This is a genomic window from Erythrobacter sp. (assembly GCF_035194505.1).
In the GTDB taxonomy this organism is placed as follows: domain Bacteria; phylum Pseudomonadota; class Alphaproteobacteria; order Sphingomonadales; family Sphingomonadaceae; genus Erythrobacter.
On record NZ_CP136573.1, the window covers coordinates 2891213 to 2909415 of the forward strand.

General features: G+C 67.5%; 15 protein-coding genes, 1 tRNA gene and 1 riboswitch. All 16 genes read left to right on the forward strand.

Annotation, left to right across the window (positions count from 1 at the left end; translation table 11 throughout):
- Window positions 1–3 precede the first annotated feature (3 nt).
- The gene (gene mraY, locus RSE14_RS13945; protein ID WP_324074654.1) at window positions 4–1074 is read left to right on the forward strand and encodes a phospho-N-acetylmuramoyl-pentapeptide-transferase; all 1071 of its coding nucleotides are present in this window, start codon (window positions 4–6) and stop codon (window positions 1072–1074) included.
- An 11-nt stretch (window positions 1075–1085) separates the two neighbouring features.
- The gene (murD, locus tag RSE14_RS13950; RefSeq protein WP_324074655.1) at window positions 1086–2450 is read left to right on the forward strand and encodes a UDP-N-acetylmuramoyl-L-alanine--D-glutamate ligase; all 1365 of its coding nucleotides are present in this window, start codon (window positions 1086–1088) and stop codon (window positions 2448–2450) included.
- Complete coding sequence (locus RSE14_RS13955; RefSeq protein ID WP_324074656.1) at window positions 2447–3688, forward strand: FtsW/RodA/SpoVE family cell cycle protein; 1242 nt, start codon at window positions 2447–2449, stop codon at window positions 3686–3688. Before murD ends, RSE14_RS13955 begins: the two co-directional genes overlap by 4 nt.
- The gene (murG, locus tag RSE14_RS13960; protein ID WP_324074657.1) at window positions 3685–4908 is read left to right on the forward strand and encodes an undecaprenyldiphospho-muramoylpentapeptide beta-N-acetylglucosaminyltransferase; all 1224 of its coding nucleotides are present in this window, start codon (window positions 3685–3687) and stop codon (window positions 4906–4908) included. Before RSE14_RS13955 ends, murG begins: the two co-directional genes overlap by 4 nt.
- Window positions 4905–6338 carry a UDP-N-acetylmuramate--L-alanine ligase gene (gene murC, locus RSE14_RS13965; protein WP_324074658.1) on the forward strand — a complete coding sequence of 478 codons (1434 nt, stop codon included), beginning with the start codon at window positions 4905–4907 and terminating at the stop codon, window positions 6336–6338. The genes murG and murC overlap by 4 nt, the downstream gene beginning before the upstream one ends.
- Complete coding sequence (gene murB / locus RSE14_RS13970) at window positions 6335–7300, forward strand: UDP-N-acetylmuramate dehydrogenase (protein WP_324074660.1); 966 nt, start codon at window positions 6335–6337, stop codon at window positions 7298–7300. Before murC ends, murB begins: the two co-directional genes overlap by 4 nt.
- A 114-nt stretch (window positions 7301–7414) precedes the next feature.
- Complete coding sequence (locus tag RSE14_RS13975; protein WP_324074662.1) at window positions 7415–8410, forward strand: D-alanine--D-alanine ligase; 996 nt, start codon at window positions 7415–7417, stop codon at window positions 8408–8410.
- Window positions 8388–9311 carry a cell division protein FtsQ/DivIB gene (locus tag RSE14_RS13980; protein WP_324074664.1) on the forward strand — a complete coding sequence of 308 codons (924 nt, stop codon included), beginning with the start codon at window positions 8388–8390 and terminating at the stop codon, window positions 9309–9311. The genes RSE14_RS13975 and RSE14_RS13980 overlap by 23 nt, the downstream gene beginning before the upstream one ends.
- Window positions 9311–10630 (forward strand): cell division protein FtsA, encoded by a 1320-nt coding sequence (ftsA, locus tag RSE14_RS13985; protein WP_324074666.1) that lies wholly within the window; start codon window positions 9311–9313, stop codon window positions 10628–10630. The genes RSE14_RS13980 and ftsA overlap by 1 nt, the downstream gene beginning before the upstream one ends.
- A 139-nt stretch (window positions 10631–10769) precedes the next feature.
- The gene (ftsZ, locus tag RSE14_RS13990) at window positions 10770–12494 is read left to right on the forward strand and encodes a cell division protein FtsZ (RefSeq protein WP_324074667.1); all 1725 of its coding nucleotides are present in this window, start codon (window positions 10770–10772) and stop codon (window positions 12492–12494) included.
- A gap of 113 nt (window positions 12495–12607) precedes the next feature.
- Window positions 12608–14170 (forward strand): SPOR domain-containing protein, encoded by a 1563-nt coding sequence (locus RSE14_RS13995; RefSeq protein WP_324074669.1) that lies wholly within the window; start codon window positions 12608–12610, stop codon window positions 14168–14170.
- 184 nt (window positions 14171–14354) lie between these two features.
- Window positions 14355–14846 (forward strand): type III secretion system chaperone family protein, encoded by a 492-nt coding sequence (locus RSE14_RS14000; RefSeq protein WP_324074671.1) that lies wholly within the window; start codon window positions 14355–14357, stop codon window positions 14844–14846.
- Window positions 14847–14862: 16 nt separating this feature from the next.
- Window positions 14863–15657, forward strand: coding sequence for a pyrroline-5-carboxylate reductase family protein (locus RSE14_RS14005; protein ID WP_324074676.1), 795 nt, complete (start codon window positions 14863–14865; stop codon window positions 15655–15657).
- Between the two features lie 139 nt (window positions 15658–15796).
- Window positions 15797–16537: a Bax inhibitor-1/YccA family protein gene (locus RSE14_RS14010; protein WP_324074678.1), complete on the forward strand. Its 741-nt coding sequence runs from the start codon at window positions 15797–15799 to the stop codon at window positions 16535–16537.
- A gap of 197 nt (window positions 16538–16734) precedes the next feature.
- Window positions 16735–17664 (forward strand): hypothetical protein, encoded by a 930-nt coding sequence (locus tag RSE14_RS14015; RefSeq protein ID WP_324074680.1) that lies wholly within the window; start codon window positions 16735–16737, stop codon window positions 17662–17664.
- Between the two features lie 94 nt (window positions 17665–17758).
- A tRNA-Ala gene (locus RSE14_RS14020) sits at window positions 17759–17834 on the forward strand.
- A gap of 111 nt (window positions 17835–17945) precedes the next feature.
- Window positions 17946–18172, forward strand: a riboswitch (cobalamin riboswitch).
- The last annotated feature ends 31 nt before the right edge of the window (window positions 18173–18203 follow it).

The following is an 18203-nucleotide window of genomic DNA, read 5'->3' on the forward strand; positions in this document are numbered from 1 at the left end:
TGAATGCTCTATCTGCTTGCCGAATGGCTGGGCTTCGAAGGCATCTTCAATCTGGTGCGCTACCAGAGCTTTCGCGCGGGCGCGACGCTGATGACCGCGCTGCTGATCGGCCTCGTCATCGGTCCGCGTTTCATCAATCTTCTGCGCGTGCGGCAGGGCAAGGGCCAGCCGATCCGCGAGGATGGGCCGCAGTCGCACCTCGCCAAGCGCGGCACGCCGACGATGGGCGGGTTGATGATCCTGACCGCGCTGACGTTGTCGCTGCTCTTGTGGATGAATCTTGCCAACCCCTTCGTCTGGGCCTGCCTTGCCGTGACGATCGGCTTCGGCATCATCGGTTTCCTCGACGATTACGACAAGGTCGCCAAGAACAGCCATGCGGGCGTTCCCGGACGGGTGCGGCTGGCGGCGGAATTCGTGGTGGCAGGCATCGCCGCTTGGCTGATCGTCAGCCAGATCAACACCAATCTCTACCTGCCCTTCCTCTCGGGCGTCAGCATCCCGCTGGGGCCGGCCTATTACGTGTTTGCCGCCTTCGTGATTGTGGGCGCGGGCAATGCGGTGAACCTCACCGACGGGCTGGACGGGCTGGCGATCATGCCGGTGATCATCGCCAGCGGCACCTTCGCGATCATCTGCTATCTGGCGGGCCGCGCGGATTTCAGCGCCTATCTCGGCATCCCCCATGTGCCGGGCGCGGGCGAACTCGCGATCTTCTGCGGAGCGATCATGGGCGCGGGGCTTGCCTTCCTGTGGTTCAACGCGCCGCCGGCGGCGGTGTTCATGGGTGACACCGGCTCGCTGGCCTTGGGCGGAGCGCTGGGCGCGATTGCGGTCGCTTCGCATCACGAGGTGGTGCTGGCGATTGTCGGCGGGCTGTTCGTGCTCGAAGCGGTAAGCGTGATCGTGCAGGTGTTCTGGTTCAAGCGCACCGGCAAGCGGGTGTTCCGCATGGCGCCGATCCACCACCATTTCGAACAGCTGGGCTGGAGCGAGAGCAAGGTCGTGATCCGCTTCTGGATCATCGCGATCGTGCTGGCGCTGATCGGTCTTTCCACGCTGAAGCTCAGGTAGGCCGCGCGCGGATGATCACCTCGCCCGCCTTCAAGTCCAAGCGCTTTTCGGTGCTGGGGCTCGCCCGTTCGGGCGCAGCCGCAGCCGAGGCGCTGCTGGCGAGCGGGGCGGAGGTGATCGGGTGGGACCGGCAGGATATCGCACGCGAACCCTTCGAGGGGCGCTGCCGGCTGATTGACCCGCTGGAGCTTGATCTGACCGGTTTTGCGGGCGTGGTGGTCTCGCCCGGCGTGCCGCTGAACAACCACCCCATCGGGCCGCATACCTGGCAATATGGCCTGCCGGTGATCGGCGATATCGAGCTGTTCGCGCAGGCCCGCGCCGCGCTGCCGCCGCACAAGGTGGTGGGCATCACCGGCACCAACGGCAAGTCGACCACCACCGCGCTCACCCACCACATCCTGCAATCGGCAGGCGTGCCGAGCGTGATGGGCGGCAATATCGGCGATCCGATCCTCGCGCAGGAGCCTCTGCTTGAGGGCGGGGTCTATGTGCTGGAGCTGTCGAGCTTCCAGATCGATCTCACCTTCACGCTCGATTGCGACGTGGCCGCGCTCACCAACATCACCCCCGATCATCTCGATCGCTATGCCGATTTCGCCGCCTATGCCGCCGCGAAGGAGCGTCTGTTCGCCATGCAGGCGCACGGCACGGCGCTGGTGTGCGACGAGGACGAGCCCACGCAAGCGATTGCGGCGCGGCTGGAGGCGGCAGGCAAGCCGCTGGTGCGGGTCAAGACCGGCGATCTTGCCGCAGCCGGTCTTGCCGAGGGCCGCGCGCCCTCGCTCGCCGGGCCGCACAATGCCCAGAACGCCGCGGTCGCCGCCGAAATCTGCCGCCAGCTGGGCCTCAGCGAGGCGCAGATCGCCCACGGCCTTGCGACCTATCCCGGCCTGCCGCACCGGATGGAACCGGTGTGCGATGCGGGCGGGGTGATCTACATCAACGATAGCAAGGCGACCAACACCGCCTCTGCCGCTCCTGCGCTGGCCGCCTTCCCGCCCGATCCGGCGATCAACGGCGGAGCGCCGCGGATCCACTGGATCGTCGGCGGGCTGCCCAAGGAAGAGGGGCTGGGCGCCTGCGCGGCCCATATCGGCAATGTCGCGGCGGCCTATACCATCGGCGAGGCCGGGCCGATGTTTGCCGAACATCTCGACGGGCTGGTGCAAGTGGAGCGCTGCGAGCTGATCAGCGAGGCGGTGCGCCGCGCCTCCGAAGCCGCCCGTCCGGGTGAGGTGGTACTGCTCTCGCCCGCCTGCGCCTCCTATGACCAGTTCCGCGACTACGAGAAGCGCGGGCACCACTTCCGCCAGATGGTGGTCGCGATCACCGGCTGCGGCGATGCAGGCGAGAGCGGGAGCGCCGGCGCATGAGCACGGCCTGGACCCCGTCACGCAGCACCGCGGCCCCGGCGGGCCCGGGTGCCTATCTCCCGCCCGCCTCGGTGCAGCGCCGCTGGCGCGACAATCTGCGCATCTGGTGGCGCGAGATCGACAAGGTGCTGCTCGGCCTGATCGTGTTGCTGATGGCGATCGGCGTGCTGGCGGTGGCCGCCGCGTCGCCCGCCAGCGCCGACCAGCTTTCGACCGCCAAGGTCACGCTCGATGAATTCATGTTCTTCAAGCGCCACATCGTTTTCCAGCTGATGGGCCTGTCGCTGATGATCGGCCTCAGCTTCCTCAGCCGCGACAAGGCGCGCCAGCTGGGGATCGTGGTGGGCGCGATCATGCTGGCGCTCTTGTTCGTGGTGCCGGTCATCGGCGAGGAGAAGAACGGCGCGCGGCGCTGGATCAATGTCGGAATGAGCTTGCAGCCGTCCGAGTTCCTCAAGCCCGGCTTCGCGATCATCTGCGCCTGGGTGCTGAGCTGGAAGCTGCGCGATGCCTCGATGCCGGTGATCGCCTTCGTCACCGGATTGATGGGCCTGATCGCCGCGCTGCTGATGGCGCAGCCCAATCTGGGCGATGCGATCCTGTTCGGCGGGATCTGGCTGGTGATGGTGGTGCTGGCGGGCGTGGCCTGGCAGCGCATCGCAATGCTGATCGGCGGCGGCGCGGCCGCGCTCAGCCTCGCCTACATGTTCTACGACAATGCCCGCCACCGCATCGACAGCTTTCTGGGCGGCGGCACGGCCTTCGATCAGGTCGATCTGGCGCAGCGCACGCTGCTTGCCGGCGGATGGACCGGCAGCGGGCTGTGGCTGGGCGTGCGCAAGATGAACCTGCCCGAGGCCCATACCGACTACATCTTCTCGGTCATCGGCGAGGAATTCGGGCTGCTGATCTGCGGAATGATCGTCGCGCTCTATGCCGCGCTGGTGGTGCGCGCGCTTTACCGCATGACGGGCGAGGACAATCTCTTCGCTCTGCTGGCGGGCGTCGGCCTGATCACCCAGTTCGGCGGGCAGGCCTTCATCAACATCCTCGTCAACCTGAAGCTGTTCCCGTCCAAGGGGATGACGCTGCCGCTGATTTCCTATGGCGGTTCATCGACACTGGCGGTGTGCTTCACGCTTGGGCTATTGCTCGCGATCACCCGGCGCAATCCCTTCCTCGTCAACGAGAGCGGGGGCCTGCGCGAGCTGATCGAACGCAAGGATTCGCCCGCATGACAAGCGAGACTCCGAAAGGCGCCACCCGCCATTACGTGCTGGCCGCAGGCGGCACCGGCGGCCACCTGATCCCGGCCTTTGCGCTGGCGACAGAGCTGCACGCGCGCGGGCATCACGTGGCCCTCATCACCGACGAGCGCGGGGCATCGATCCCCGGCAAGCCCGATTTCCTCACCGCGCATGTCCTGCCCGCAGGCCGGTTCGGCAAGAACCCGCTCGGCTGGCCCGCAGGCATCCGCGCGGTGCTGGAAGGGCGGCGCATGGCGCTGCGCCTGTTCGAGGCGTTTGAACCCAGCGCGATTGTCGGCTTCGGCGGCTATCCGGCGCTGCCTGCGCTGCTCGCGGCCGTTTCGGCCAGGCTGCCGAGCGTGATCCATGAACAGAACGCCGTGCTGGGCCGGGTCAACCGCCTGCTCGCGGGCCGGGTCGATGCGATCGCGACCTCCTATGACAAGGTTGACCGGCTGAAGCCGCAATATGCATCCAAGGTGCATCTCACCGGCAATCCGGTGCGCGCCGAGGTGCTGGCCCTGCGCGAACAGGATTTCCCCGCCTTCACCGAAGAGAGCCTGCTGCGCATTCTCGTGACCGGCGGATCGCAGGGTGCGCGCGTCCTTTCGGAAGTGGTGCCCGATGGTCTCGCCATGCTGCCGCCCGCGCTGCGCCAGCGCTTGCAGGTGACCCAGCAGTGCCGCCCGGAAGATCTTGAGGCGGTGCGCGCGCGCTATGCCAATCACGACATTCCCGCCGAACTCGGCACCTATTTCGAGGACATGCACGAGCGGCTGGCCGACGCGCACCTGTTCATCGGCCGCGCGGGCGCATCGACCATTGCCGAGCTGACCGCGGTGGGCCGCCCCGCGATCCTTGTGCCGCTGCCGATTGCGACCGACGATCATCAGGCGGTCAACACCCGCGAGATGGTGAAGGCGGGCGGGGCACGGATGATCCGGCAGGAGGCGTTCCAGCCGAAGGAACTCGCCAAGCAGATACAGGCGATGGCAATGAACCCCTCCAGCCTCGCCAATGCCGCGCATTGCGCCTTCAACTGCGGCCGCCCCGATGCGGCCAAGGCGCTGGCGGATCTGGTGGAAGGCATGAGCGGGATCGATCTGATGGACGTCATCCGCGTCGGCGAGGCAGCCCCGCGCGCGGCGCAGGCAGCCGCACGCCCGCAAGCCGCCTCGCGCGAGGCCGCCAAGGATAGGGCAGACGCATGAAGGGCGTTGGCACTGATATCGGCACGATCCATTTCGTCGGCATCGGCGGGATCGGCATGTCCGGCATTGCCGAGGTGATGCACAATCTCGGCTACAAGGTGCAGGGCTCGGACATTGCCGAGGGGCCGAGTGTCGAGCGTCTGCGCGCGCGCGGCATTACGGTCCATGTCGGGCACCGCGCCGAGAACGTCGAAGGCGTGGCGGTGGTCGTCACCTCGACGGCCGTGCGCCGCTCCAACCCCGAAGTCGCCTCAGCCTTGGAAGCCCGCGTCCCCGTGGTGCGCCGGGCGGAAATGCTGGCAGAGCTGATGCGCCTCAAATCCACCGTCGCGGTGGCAGGCACCCACGGCAAGACCACCACCACCTCCATGATCGCCACCCTGCTCGATGCGGGCGGGATCGACCCGACGGTGATCAATGGCGGGATCATCGAACAATATGGCTCCAACGCGCGCCTTGGCGATAGCGACTGGATGGTGGTGGAGGCCGACGAGAGCGACGGCAGCTTCCTGCGCTTGGACGGCACCATCGCGGTCGTCACCAATATCGATCCCGAGCACCTGGATCACTACGGCGATTTCGACGGCGTGAAGCGCGCCTTTGTGGAGTTCATCCACAACGTGCCCTTCTACGGCGCGGCGGTGCTGTGCGTCGATCATCCGGTGGTGCAGGCGGTGATCGGGCAGGTGCGCGATCGCAAGGTCGTCACCTACGGCTTCTCGCTTCAGGCCGATATCTGTGGGGTCAACATCCGCAGCGAAGACGGGGGCAACACCTTCGATGTGATCGTGCGCCAGCGCGGGCTGGAGGATCGCCGGATCGAGGGCGTGCACCTGCCCATGCCGGGCCGCCACAATGTCCAGAACGCTCTTGCCGCAATTGCCGTGGCGATCGAGATGGGCTGTTCGGACGATGTGATCCGCACCGGCTTTGCCCGTTTCGGAGGGGTGCGGCGGCGCTTCACCCGGGTCGGCACGGTCGATCTGCCCGGCGGCAAGGCCACGGTGATTGACGATTACGCCCACCACCCGGTCGAAATCCGCGCTGTGCTCGCCGCCGCGCGCGAGGCTGTGGCGGGCTCCGGAGGGCGTGTGATCGCGGTCGCCCAGCCGCACCGCTATTCGCGCCTCGGCGATCTGATGGACGACTTCCAGTCCTGCTTCGACGATGCCGACATCGCCTATGTCGCGCCGGTCTATGCGGCGGGCGAGGAGCCGATTCCCGGCGTCGACCACGCCGCGCTGGTCGCGGGCATGAAGGCGCGCGGGCATCGTGCCGCGCGCGAGATTGCCGGTGCCGATGCGCTCGCGGCGACCCTCGCTGACGAGATTGCCGCTGGCGATATCATCGTGTGCCTTGGCGCGGGCGATATCACGCGCTGGGCGGCGGGACTCGCAACGGCCATCGCCGATCAGCGGGGCGCGGCATGAACCAGCCCGGCGATACCTTCGATTACGATGACGGCTCGGCCCCAACCTGCGCGGTCGAAGGGGCGGTTTCCTCGCCCGTGCCGCTCGAAGGCATTCGCGGCAAGCTGACCTGCAAGGCTCCGCTTGCGCCCTATACGTGGTTCAAGACCGGCGGCCCGGCCGACTGGCTGTTCGAACCGGCTGACATGGACGATTTGAAGACCTTCCTCGAACGGCTCGGCGGCGAGATTCCGGTGATGGCGCTGGGGCTCGGCTCGAACATGATCGTGCGCGATGGCGGGGTTCCGGGCGTGGTGGTGCGGCTGGGCAAGGCCTTTGCGGGGGTCAAGCACACCGGCGAGCTGGAACTCACCTGCGGCGGCGGGGCGAGCGGCATTCTGGTTGCTTCGACCGCGCGCGATCTCGGGATTGCGGGATTGGAATTCCTGCGCGGCATCCCCGGCACGGTCGGCGGGTTCGTGCGCATGAACGGCGGGGCCTACGGACGCGAGGTGGCCGATGTGCTGTTGGACTGCGCGGTGATCCTGCACGATGGCAGCTTCATCACGCTGAACGCGGCGGAACTTGAGTATTCCTATCGCCACTCGGCCTTGCCAGACGGGGCGATCGTGGTCTCGGCGCGGTTTCGCGGACGTCCCGGCGAGCCTGCCGCCATCGGCGCGGAGATGGACCGCATCGCCGCCGCGCGCGAGGCCAGCCAGCCGCTGCGCACCAAGACGGGCGGCTCCACCTTCAAGAACCCGGAAGGCCACAAGGCATGGCAGCTGGTCGATCAGGCTGGTTGCCGCGGCCTGACGCTGGGCGGCGCGCAGGTTTCGGAAAAGCACACCAACTTCCTCATCAACACCGGCACCGCCACCAGCGCCGATATCGAAGGGCTGGGCGAGTTGGTGCGCGACAAGGTCTACGCCGCGACCGGCGTAAGCCTCGAATGGGAAATCCAGCGGGTAGGACGGCCGTGATGCACCACGCACCCACTTCCGTTCGCCCTGAGCTTGTCGAAGGGCCGTCCTTCTTTCTCGCCGCAGCAAAAGTGAAGTGCAGGGCTTCGACAAGCTCAGCCCGAACGGATTTGAATGATGTTTGACAAACCCCTCCATGTCGCAGTCCTGATGGGCGGCTGGGCGAATGAACGCCCCGTGTCGCTCACCAGCGGCGCGGGCGTGGCCGATGCGCTGGAGAGCAAGGGCCACCGCGTCACCCGCATCGACATGGGGCGCGATGTTGCCCTCAAGCTGCATGAGGCCAAGCCTGACGTCGTCTTCAACGCGCTCCACGGCGTTCCCGGCGAAGACGGGACGGTGCAGGGGATGCTCGATCTGATGGGCCTCGCCTATACGCATTCTGGCCTCGCCACGTCCGTGATCGCGATCGACAAGCAGCTGACCAAGCAGGCGCTGGTGCCCCACGGCATCCCCATGCCCGGCGGGCGGATCGTGACCCGCGAGGAACTCTACGTGCGCGATCCCCTGCCGCGTCCCTATGTGCTGAAGCCGGTGAACGAAGGGTCCTCGGTCGGCGTCGCGATCGTCACCGCCGACAGCAACGTCGGCAATCCGATCAGCCCGGACGCGCGCGGGCCGTGGCAGGAATTTGCCGAGCTGCTCGCCGAGCCCTTCATCAAGGGCCGCGAATTGACCGCCGCCGTGCTCGACGGACCCGATGGTCCGCGCGCGCTCGGCGTCACCGAACTCGTCGTTGCCAACGGCTTCTACGATTACGAGAACAAGTACACCGCCGGGCGGACCGAGCACATCTTCCCCGCCAAGCTGCCGCCCGAAATCACCGCCTTGTGCGAGGCCTATGCCGTGAAGGCGCATCAGGTGCTCGGCTGCCACGGCGCCAGCCGCACCGATTTCCGCTGGGATGACGAGGCGGGCGAGGATGGGCTGTTCGTGCTCGAAACCAACACCCAGCCGGGGATGACACCGCTCAGCCTGGTGCCCGAGCAGGCGGCGCATTGCGGCATCAGCTATGGCGATCTGGTCGAGATGCTGTGCGCCGAGGCCTTGCGGGTTCACGCATTGAAGTCAGCCAAGGGAGGCACGCATGGCGCAGCAGATCCGGCGTAACGGCTCCACCGGCGTGCGCCGCGCCGCCAAGGCGCAGAGCCGCGCGGTCACCGCGCGCAAGGCCAAGGGCTCGGCAAGCGGCTTCATCGACTGGCTGATGGGCCTTCTGCCCTTCACCGAGGAACAGTGGAGCCGCATCTGGCTCGCCGTGATTATCGGCGGGACGGTGGGTATCGCGCTGGTGATCGCCAGCCTTGCGGGCGTTCCTGCGCTGGCGCAGGCGCAGGTGGCGAAGATCGCCGCCGACGCGGGTTTCGAGGTCCGCCACGTGCGCGTCACCGGCACCAGCCGCATGGACGAACGGCTGGTCTATGCCCGCGTCCTCTCGCAGCGCACCCGCGCCATGCCGGACGTCGATGTCGCCGCCTTGCGCACCGAATTGAAGACCCTGCCGTGGGTCAAGGACGCGCGCGTCTCGCTCCAGCTGCCGCACACGCTGGCGATCGACATTGTCGAGCGCACGCCGCACGCCGTGCTGCAAAAGCCTGATCGGCTGATGCTGATCGATGCCACCGGAGAGGAACTGGAGCCGGTGAGCGCAGCCAAGGCCAAGGGGCTGCTGCTGCTGGCAGGCCCGGGCGCGGGCAAGCAGGCCCCGGCGCTCGAAGCCCTGCTCGCTTCCGCCCCTGCGCTTGGCCCCCAGGTGGAAAGCGCCGAATGGGTCGGCAACCGCCGCTGGAACATCACCTTCAAGACCGGCCAGCTGCTCGCCCTGCCCGAAGGCGAGATCGAAGCGGCGACCGCGCTGGTGAAATTCGCGCGGCTGGACGGGCAGAACCGCCTCTTGGGCGGCAAGGTGCTGGCCTTCGACATGCGCTCGCCCCCGCGGCTCTACATGCGCCTGCCCGATGACGCCGGACCTGCGCCGCAGGTGGCCGCCGCAACGGGAGGATCGCTCTGATGGCCAGCAAACCTGCCGCCCGCCGCCTTGCCCGCACCTTCGGCGCGGTCAATATCGGTAGCTTCCGCATCTCCACGATGATCATGGGCGAGACCGAGACCGGCGAATTGCAGGTGCTCGGCTCCGGCCACCGTGCCAGCGCGGGGGTGAAGCGCGGCTATGTCACCGACATGGAAGCCGCCGCCCACGCCATCCGTGACGCAGTCGAGCGCGCGGAAAAGAGCGCGGGCACCACGGTGCGATCGGTGTGGATCGCCTGCGCAGGTGCAGGCCTCGCCAGCAATGTCGTGGCGGTCGATATCGAGATCGGCGGACGCCGGATCGAGGACGAGGATATCGAGACGCTGCTGATCCAGGCGCAGGACATGATCCAGCCCGATGGCCGCACCGTGCTCCACGCCCAGCCGGCGCATTACACGCTGGACGGCGCGCATGGCGTGGCCAATCCGCGCGGGCTTCATGCCGAGCGCTTGGGGGTCGATATCCATGTCATGCTGGCCGATGGCGCGCCGGTGCGCAATCTCACCGAGGCGGTGCAGAACGCGCACCTTTCGGTCGAAGGCGTGGTCGCCGCGCCGCTGGCTGCGGGCCATGCCTGCCTCACCATGGAAGAGCGCGAGTTGGGCGTGGCGCTGGTCGAGATCGGCGCGGACGTCACCAATGTCGCGGTGTTTGCGGGCGGGATGCTGCTCGGGCTGAAGGCGGTGCCGATGGGCTCGGCCGATATCACCGATGCCATCGCCAGCGGCTTCGGCATCCGCCGCTCGCAGGCCGAGCGGCTCAAGTGTGTGGCGGGCTCGGCGGTTGCCAGCCCGACCGATAACCGCGAACTGATCCCTGTGAACGGTCCCAATGACGGGCCCGAGGGCGTGGCCGCCGGGCCGCTGGCGCGCGGGGCGGATGACAAGAACCGGATCGTGCGGGCAGAGCTGGTCTCGGTGGTCACCCAGCAGCTTGCCACGCTCACCGGAGAGGTGGGCAAGGCGCTGAAGGAAATGGGCTTTTCGGGCGCGCGCGCAGGTCAGGTGGTGCTCACCGGCGGCGGCGCGGAACTGGCCGGGATGGCCGACTTCATGCAGGGCGCGCTGGGACAACCCGTCAGGCTTGGGCGTCCGCCGCAGCTTCCCGGCATGCCCGAGGCGCATCATGCGCCCGGCTTTGCGACGCTGGCCGGCCTGTGCCTCTATGCCGCCGAAGACCCGGTCGATATCCGCGCAGTAGGCAGCGGGCGCGGCGGCATCTATCGCGGCGCGGTGCGCAGCGGCGGGTTGATGGAAACCGCAATGCGGCTGGTGCGGGCACTGCGCGAGAACTTCTGAAGCCCGTTTGCCGCAGGGGCAGCCGCTGTGGATAAGGGGTTTGCCGCTATAAAATGTCACCGACGATTATGCCACAGAGGTGCTAAGACGGCGGGAATAGGGTGAAAAGGCCGTATATCCCGCTCTGGAGGACAGACAGATGAGCATCAATATCGGACCCGCAGCCATCGATGACCTGCGTCCGCGCATCACCGTGATCGGGATCGGCGGAGCGGGCGGCAACGCGATTGCCAACATGATCGCGGCCGAGATCGAGGGTGTCGAGTTCATCGTCGCCAACACCGATGCGCAGGCGCTGGCCTCCAGTCCGGCGGAAAAGCGCATCCAGCTCGGCCCCGATATCACCGGCGGTCTGGGCGCAGGCGCACGCCCTGAAGTGGGCAAGGCCGCGGCCGAGGAGACCGTGCTCGATGTCGAGCAGGCGCTGGCGGGCGTCAACATGTGCTTCATCGCGGCCGGCATGGGCGGCGGCACCGGAACGGGCGCCGCGCCCGTCATCGCCGAGGCTGCGCGCCGCATGGGCGTGCTCACCGTGGGCGTCGTCACCAAGCCCTTCCTGTTCGAAGGCACGCGCCGTATGCGGGCTGCCGAAGCCGGGATCGAGGAGCTGCAGAAGCACGTCGATACCCTGATCGTCATTCCCAACCAGAACCTGTTCCTGGTCGCCAAGGCGGAAACCACCTTCAAGGAAGCCTTCCAGCTGGCTGACGAAGTGCTCCAGCAGGGCGTGCGCTCGATCACCGATCTGATGGTGATGCCGGGCCTCATCAACCTCGACTTTGCCGACGTGCGTTCGGTGATGAGCGAGATGGGCAAGGCGATGATGGGCACCGGCGAGGGCGAGGGCGAGAACCGCGCGCTTCAGGCTGCCGAACAGGCGATTGCCAACCCGCTGCTCGACGGGGTCAGCATGGCGGGCGCCAAGGGCGTGATCATCTCGATCATCGGCGGCGAGGACATGCGCCTGCTCGAAGTCGATGAAGCCGCGAACCACATCCGCGAACTGGTGGACGAGGACGCGAACATCATCTGGGGCAGCGCCTTCAACCCCGATCTCAAGGGCAAGATCCGCGTCTCGGTGGTCGCCACCGGGATCGAGCAAAGTGCGATCGGCCATATCGAGCGGCCGCAGCCGGTCTCGCTCGGCCTGTCGCGCGCGCCCAAGCGTCCGGTGCTGGAACTGTCCGAGGACGAAGGCCTGGTCGAACTGCCGGCCGAGGAACCGCCCGCACCCGCGCCTGCGCCTGCGGCATTCGCAGCCGATTCCTACGAGGCGGCCGAGGAAGAGATCGCCGAGGAAGCCGGCTATATCGCCCCTGCCTATGACGCGGTTGAAGAGGCCGAGGAAGAGGACGAGGGTGAAGGCGATTTCAACATCGCGGCGCCGTTCGATCTCACCGGCATGCAGGCCGGCGATGACATGGGCGAGGAATACGAGGACGATGTCGACGAGATCGTCGATCCGCTCGCGGGCCTGCGCAATGTCGGGCAGGATGAATACGGCGCTGACGAGGAAGACGGCGAGACGCTCGATCTGACCGGTGGCTACGCCCCCTATGACGAAGTCGAACAGGCTCCGGCTCCGGCTCCCTATCCTGCGCAGGACGATCTGCTCGCGAGTGCCGATCGCCTTGCTGCCGATGATCAGCCCGTGACCGCGCGTCTTGGCGGGGCGCGTCGGCGTCCGCTGCTTGGCGGGGATGGCGGCGGTGCGGCGGGCGGCAGCACGCTGTTCGAGCGCATGGCCAACCTGTCGCGCAGCACCGGCCGCGCCGACGACGAGGACGAGGATGAGGACGAGGGCGACGGCAGCTCCGGCGGCTTCAGCATCCCGCGCTTCATCGATCGCAACCGCAACCAGTAAGCCGCCACTCACGCGCCGGGCGGCAGGTCCGTCCGGCGCGCATCCGGCGCTGTTCGCCGCGTGGCGGGACGCCCGCTCTGGCAAACCCGCCGTTTCGCGTTAGGTCAGCCCGCGTGACATCCCGTCTGTTCTCCCCATCGCTCATTGCGCTCGCCCCGGTGCTGGCCGCAGCCCTGCCGTCCCTGCCGCTTGCCGCGCAGGAGGTGGTCTCGCGCGAGGTGGTGCAGCCGCTCCCCAGCGAGGAAGTGCAGCGCCTCAACCGCTCGCTGGTCGCGCTCGCCAAGGCGCCCAAGGATATCGACGCGCTGGTCGAGGCCGGGAACGCGGCGATGGGGGTGGATGATCTCGAAGCGGCGGTCGGCTTTTTCGGGCGGGCTGCGGATATTGATGCCAACAACCCGCGGGTCGCGCTGGGGCTGGGCACGGTCTATCTGCGCTCGGGCCGACCGGGCGATGCCATCCCGCAGTTCGACCGCGCCCGCGCCGCCGGTGTGCCCGAGCGCGATGTGCTGACCGATCAGGCGCTGGCCTTCGATCTGGTGGGCGAGCAGGCCCCGGCGCAATCGGCCTATACCCGCGCGATCGAGCTTGATCCCGGCAATGACGAGGCGCGCCGCCGTCTCGCCGTGAGCCACGCGATCCTCGGCAACCGCGCGCGCTTTGAAGAGGTGCTGCGCCCGCTGCTCGACAAGCGCGACATGGCCGCCTTCCGCGCCCGGGCCTTCGGCCTTGCGATCCTTGGCGATCAGGAGCGCGCCACGGCGATTGTCGAACAGGTGATGCCGCGCGATCTGTCGCAGCGGATCGTGCCTTACCTTGCCTATATGCCACGCCTCACCGCAGCCCAGCAGGCCGCGGCGGCGAACCTCGGGATCTTCCCGCGCGCGGCGGATATCGGGCGCGACGATCCGCGGTTGGCGCGCATGGCGAGCGAGGCGAAGGTCGACAGCCGGCTTGAGCCCGCAGGTGCGCCGCTGGGCAGGAGCGAGCCTGCGCCAACGCCTTCGCCCGCGCCGGCTCTCGCACCCGTCCGCGTCGCGGCGGCCCCTGCGCCGGCTCCCAAACCCGCTCCGGTCCCGACACCCGGGCCCGCACCCGCAACCGCACCGGCGCCGCGACCGGCGGTTTCGACCTACACGCCGCCTCCGCCGCCTGCTCCGGCCCCGGCCCGTGTTGCGGCTCCCGTTCCCGCGCCCGCTCCGACTCCCGCTCCGGCTCCGGCGCGAACCGAGCGGGTGGCCGATGTCTTTGCCGATTTCGGCGATGATCCGCTGCCCGATGCCAAGGTCAGCGGCGATGCGGTCGACCTGTCGCGAATCACGGTTCGGCGCGAGGCCCCGCCGCAGCCGGCAGCCGCAGCCAAGCCGGCCGAGAAGCCCAAGCCCAAGGAGCCGCCCAAGCCCGTCCACCCCAGCCGCGTCTGGGTGCAGGTGGCGACCGGCAGGAAGATCGACGCGCTCGCCTTCGACTGGAAGCGCATCGGCCGCGAGGCCGGGGCAACCGCCAGCGCCTACAAGCCGCACACGGCGCGCTGGGGGCAGACCAACCGGCTCGTGATCGGCCCCGTCGCTAGCCGCGACAAGGCCGAGGCGGTGGTGCGCGAGCTCAAGAAGAAGGGGCTCGACGCCTTCATGTGGCTGAGCGAAGAAGGTGAGGCGGTTCAACCGCTTAAATAGCTTCCACGGGTTTCTTTGCACAGGCTTTGCACAGCCTTGCGCGGTTCTCCCCAACTCGCCCGCGCCGCCGCATTGCCAAGCGCCCCCTTGCCCGTCCATTCGTGCCGCCGATGACAGCACGACGCGCCTTCCGCCTCACTTGCAAGCTTGCCCTTCGGACCAACGCCCGATGAGGCCGCGTACCATGGACTATTCCGCCGAGGATGATGCCGCGCCGGTCGAAATGCTCGCTGCGCTGTTCGAGGCGCGCGGGTGGCCGTGCGAGATGGTCTCCGACGAGGAGATGAGCGGCGAGGTGCAGGGCAGCTGGGCCAATTACCAGCTGCGCGCGATCTGGCGGCCGGAAGACCGGGTGCTGCAATTCCTCTGCCTGCCCGATATCCGCGTCACCGATGACAAGCGCGGTTCGGCCTATGAACTGCTCTGCCTCGTCAACGAACAGATGTGGCTGGGGCATTTCGACATCTGGTCGAACGGCGATGTCCTGCTCTATCGCCACGGCGCGTTGCTGGGCGAGGAAGGGCGCTTGACGATCGACATGGCGCAATCGCTGGTCGAGATCGCGATCGACGAGTGCGACCGCTTCTACCCCGCCTTCCAGTTCGTGCTGTGGGGCGACAAGAGCCCGCGCGCGGCGCTCGAAGCGGCGATGGTTGACGCGGCGGGCGAGGCCTGAGAGCCTCCCGCACAGGATGACGAACCAGCTTCTTATCATCGGTTGCGGCAATATGGGCGGGGCGATGCTGGCCGGCTGGCTGGCAGCGGGCGTCGATCCGGCACGGCTTTCTGTGCTCGATCCGGCCCTCTCCGAAGCGCCCGCAGGCGTTGCGCTCTACCGCGATGCTGCCGCGGTGCCGAGCACGCATGATGCGGTGCTGCTCGGGTTCAAGCCGCAGCAACTGGGCCAATTGGGGCCGGGCCTGCAAGGGCTGACAACGGGCCGGACGGTCTATTCGCTGCTTGCCGGAATAAGGCTGGATCAGCTCCAGGCCGCCTTTCCCGGGGCCGCCGCCCATGTGCGGGTGATGCCCAATCTGGCTGCGCGTATCAACAAATCGCCCGTGATCCTCGCCGAGGCAGGACTGGACGCAGCGCGGCGCGACGCTGCCTTTGCTCTGTTCGGGCAGCTGGGGACGGCGCTGTGGCTCGATGGCGAGGCGCAGTTCGATCTCGTCACCGCGCTGGCCGGATCGGGGCCGGGCTTTGTCTACCGCTTCATCGATGCGCTGGCGGGGGCGGCTGCCGATCTCGGGCTGGATCAGGCGAGCGCCGATGCGCTGGCGCTGGCCACGGTCGAGGGCGCAGCGGCGCTGGCGGCGACGTCCGATGTCGGCCCGGCCACCCTCGCAGACCGCGTGGCGAGCCCGGGCGGGATGACGCGCGAGGGACTGAACGTGCTCGACGAAGAGGCAGCGCTGCGGCGGCTGCTGACCGAGACTTTGCGCGCCACCGCTGCCAAGGGCGCGGCGCTCTCCAAGGGTAGTTAAGATTAACCGGTGTTAATCTGAACGGATTGCGCGCTTTGCAATCCGGTTTCGCTTGAAATGCCGCTACGAAACCCCGATATTCGCAGCACTGGAGAGCGCGGCGTTTCGCGCTCCGATGGAAGGATCAAAGGGTTTCACAATGGCTGACTGGAATGACACTTCGCGCAATGCGCAGCGCCTCGGCTCGGTGCCGCGCGCCGGTGGCGATGTCGCTGGCCGTTTTGACGAGGGCCTGCGCAAGCACATGCTCTCGATCTACAACTACATGACCTCGGGCATTCTGCTGACGGGGATCGTGGCTCTGATGGCGTTCACCAGCGGCGTCGCCGAAACGATCTTCACCGGCGGCATCCTGCGCTGGATCGTCGCGCTCTCGCCGATGATCGTGGTCTTCGCGATGAGCTTTGGCGCCAACCGCTTCAGCACCGCCACCTTGCAGGCGATGTTCTGGGGCTTTGCGGTGCTGATGGGCCTGTCGCTGTCCTCGGTGTTCCTCGTTTACACCGGCGGCTCGATCGCCACGACGTTCTTCGCCACCGCGGCGGCCTTTGCCGGCCTGTCGCTGTGGGGCTACTCCACCAAGAAGGACCTGTCCGGCATGGGCAGCTTCCTGATCATGGGCGTGATTGGCCTGCTGGTGGCGATGATCATCAACATGTTCCTCAAGTCGCCCGCGTTCCACTACGCGATCAGCTTCATCGGCGTGCTGATCTTCGCAGGTCTCACCGCCTATGACACGCAGCGCCTGAAGACCGAGTATCAGTATCTGCGCGGTACCGAGTTCGCGGGCAAGGCCGTGATCCTGGGCGCGCTGAACCTCTATCTCGACTTCATCAACATGTTCACCTTCCTGCTGCAGTTCCTCGGCAATCGTGAGTAACTGGCGCGCGTAATTGCAGACTGCCGGACCGCCGGCCTGACGCAGGTGTTGAAATGTCGAATGCCCGGGGCCTTTCCATAGGCTCCGGGCATTTGCTTTGTTATCTTACGCAGCTATCGCCGGACGGCTTAAGGCTGGAGCAAGGCGCGCTTCATCAATATCTTCGTGCGCGCCGGCAGCAAAAGAGGGTGAGAGACATGTCCGTGGTTCCGCAGCAATTGTCCCCGAACGTGCGGCGCACGCCCTTCGGCCTGACGATCACGGCCGTGGCGGTCGGTTCGGCGCTGCTGGCAGCTTGCGCCACGCCTGCACCCCCGCCGCCGCCTCCGCCCCCTCCGCCGCCGCCTGTGCGCGTGGTCGAGGCTGTGCCCTATCGTCCGCTCCCGCCGGGCGGGGCGCACTACGTGATGGACATTCCGGCGCGCGGGCCGGACGGGCGGCGCATCACCGTCAATTCCGGGCTCGGCGATGATCAGCTGGTGTGGCACCTTCGTTCGGCGTGGAACGTGGCCGCACTGAATTGCCTTGCGCCCGAATACGAGCCGATCCTGGCTGGCTACCGCACCTTCCTGACGAAGAACGCCCGCCCGCTGAAGGCGGTGAACGACCGGCTGGAGAAGGACTTTGCCCGCCGCCACAAGACCAGGCGCGATGCGATCGTCGCGCGCGACGGTTCGGTGACGCAGGTCTACAACTTCTTCGCCCTGCCGGCCGCGCGCTCGGGCTTCTGCCGCGCCGCGCTCGACATGGCGAACCGCGCAGTGGCGCTCCCGCCCGCTGATCCGCTGGCCTTTGCCAAGGCCAATTTCGACGGGCTGCTGGCGCCGTTCGAGACCTTCTTCGACGAATACGAGACCTACCAGCGCGCCTCGGCCGAATGGGACGCCAAGTGGGGCGTGCAATATGGCGCATCGCAGCCCGGCTGGGTGGCGGTGCAGGAAGCCCGCGCAAGCGGGGCACGGGTGCCGGGCGTGGCTGATCTGACCGCGCAAGGGCTGCCGGTGACCACGGTGACCGACCCGGAGACCGGGGTTGCAGTGCCGGTGGTTCCGGTCAACGAGAACGTCACCTCGCAGCCGGTGGTGCAGCCGATCCAGAGCGGCACGCCGCGTCCCCCGCAGAAGTAGCCAAAATCGGGCGTTGCGCGGGGGAAATCTTCTCGCTAATGCCCGCCCTCGCCTGCAGGCCAGCCTCGGCTGGCGCGGGCTGAAAACCTGGAACGGGGCCGTAGCTCAGATGGGAGAGCGCGTCGTTCGCAATGACGAGGTCAGGGGTTCGATCCCCCTCGGCTCCACCAGTTTTTCGTGACGCGAGCCTGTCCGGGGGACAGGCTCGGCCGAAAAGCGCCCAAGCGCAAGCGCCGGAGGAGGTTGAGCACGACGGGCTCCCTCTGAAACTTTCTCATCGCTTTACATCTCTTGCCGTCAGTTTCGCCTGACGCTATCCCCAGCGCGCGTTTCGGTAACGGGAATGCGGTGCAAATCCGCAGCTGTCCCTGCAACTGTAAGCGGTGAGTATGGAGTGCGCCCCCTCTTCCAAGAGGGCAGCCACTGGAGCTTTCGGGCATCCGGGAAGGCGAGCACCCCATGCGCTGATCCGTGAGCCAGGAGACCGACCGGGGCGTGTCGCTCTTTGCTTGGTTCAGGGGTTGGCCAGGCGCGGAAAC

Bases quoted from the DNA above. Each gene is read 5' to 3' on its own strand.
- murD (WP_324074655.1), top strand. From the start codon at position 1,086: ATGATCACCTCGCCCGCCTTCAAGTCCAAGCGCTTTTCGGTGCTGGGG.
- murB (WP_324074660.1), top strand. From the start codon at position 6,335: ATGAACCAGCCCGGCGATACCTTCGATTACGATGACGGCTCGGCCCCA.
- RSE14_RS14010 (WP_324074678.1), top strand. From the start codon at position 15,797: ATGGCTGACTGGAATGACACTTCGCGCAATGCGCAGCGCCTCGGCTCG.
- murC (WP_324074658.1), top strand. From the start codon at position 4,905: ATGAAGGGCGTTGGCACTGATATCGGCACGATCCATTTCGTCGGCATC.
- mraY (WP_324074654.1), top strand. From the start codon at position 4: ATGCTCTATCTGCTTGCCGAATGGCTGGGCTTCGAAGGCATCTTCAAT.
- RSE14_RS14005 (WP_324074676.1), top strand. From the start codon at position 14,863: ATGACGAACCAGCTTCTTATCATCGGTTGCGGCAATATGGGCGGGGCG.
- RSE14_RS13980 (WP_324074664.1), top strand. From the start codon at position 8,388: ATGGCGCAGCAGATCCGGCGTAACGGCTCCACCGGCGTGCGCCGCGCC.
- ftsZ (WP_324074667.1), top strand. From the start codon at position 10,770: ATGAGCATCAATATCGGACCCGCAGCCATCGATGACCTGCGTCCGCGC.
- RSE14_RS13975 (WP_324074662.1), top strand. From the start codon at position 7,415: ATGATGTTTGACAAACCCCTCCATGTCGCAGTCCTGATGGGCGGCTGG.
- ftsA (WP_324074666.1), top strand. From the start codon at position 9,311: ATGGCCAGCAAACCTGCCGCCCGCCGCCTTGCCCGCACCTTCGGCGCG.
- RSE14_RS13955 (WP_324074656.1), top strand. From the start codon at position 2,447: ATGAGCACGGCCTGGACCCCGTCACGCAGCACCGCGGCCCCGGCGGGC.
- RSE14_RS14000 (WP_324074671.1), top strand. From the start codon at position 14,355: ATGGACTATTCCGCCGAGGATGATGCCGCGCCGGTCGAAATGCTCGCT.
- RSE14_RS14015 (WP_324074680.1), top strand. From the start codon at position 16,735: ATGTCCGTGGTTCCGCAGCAATTGTCCCCGAACGTGCGGCGCACGCCC.
- murG (WP_324074657.1), top strand. From the start codon at position 3,685: ATGACAAGCGAGACTCCGAAAGGCGCCACCCGCCATTACGTGCTGGCC.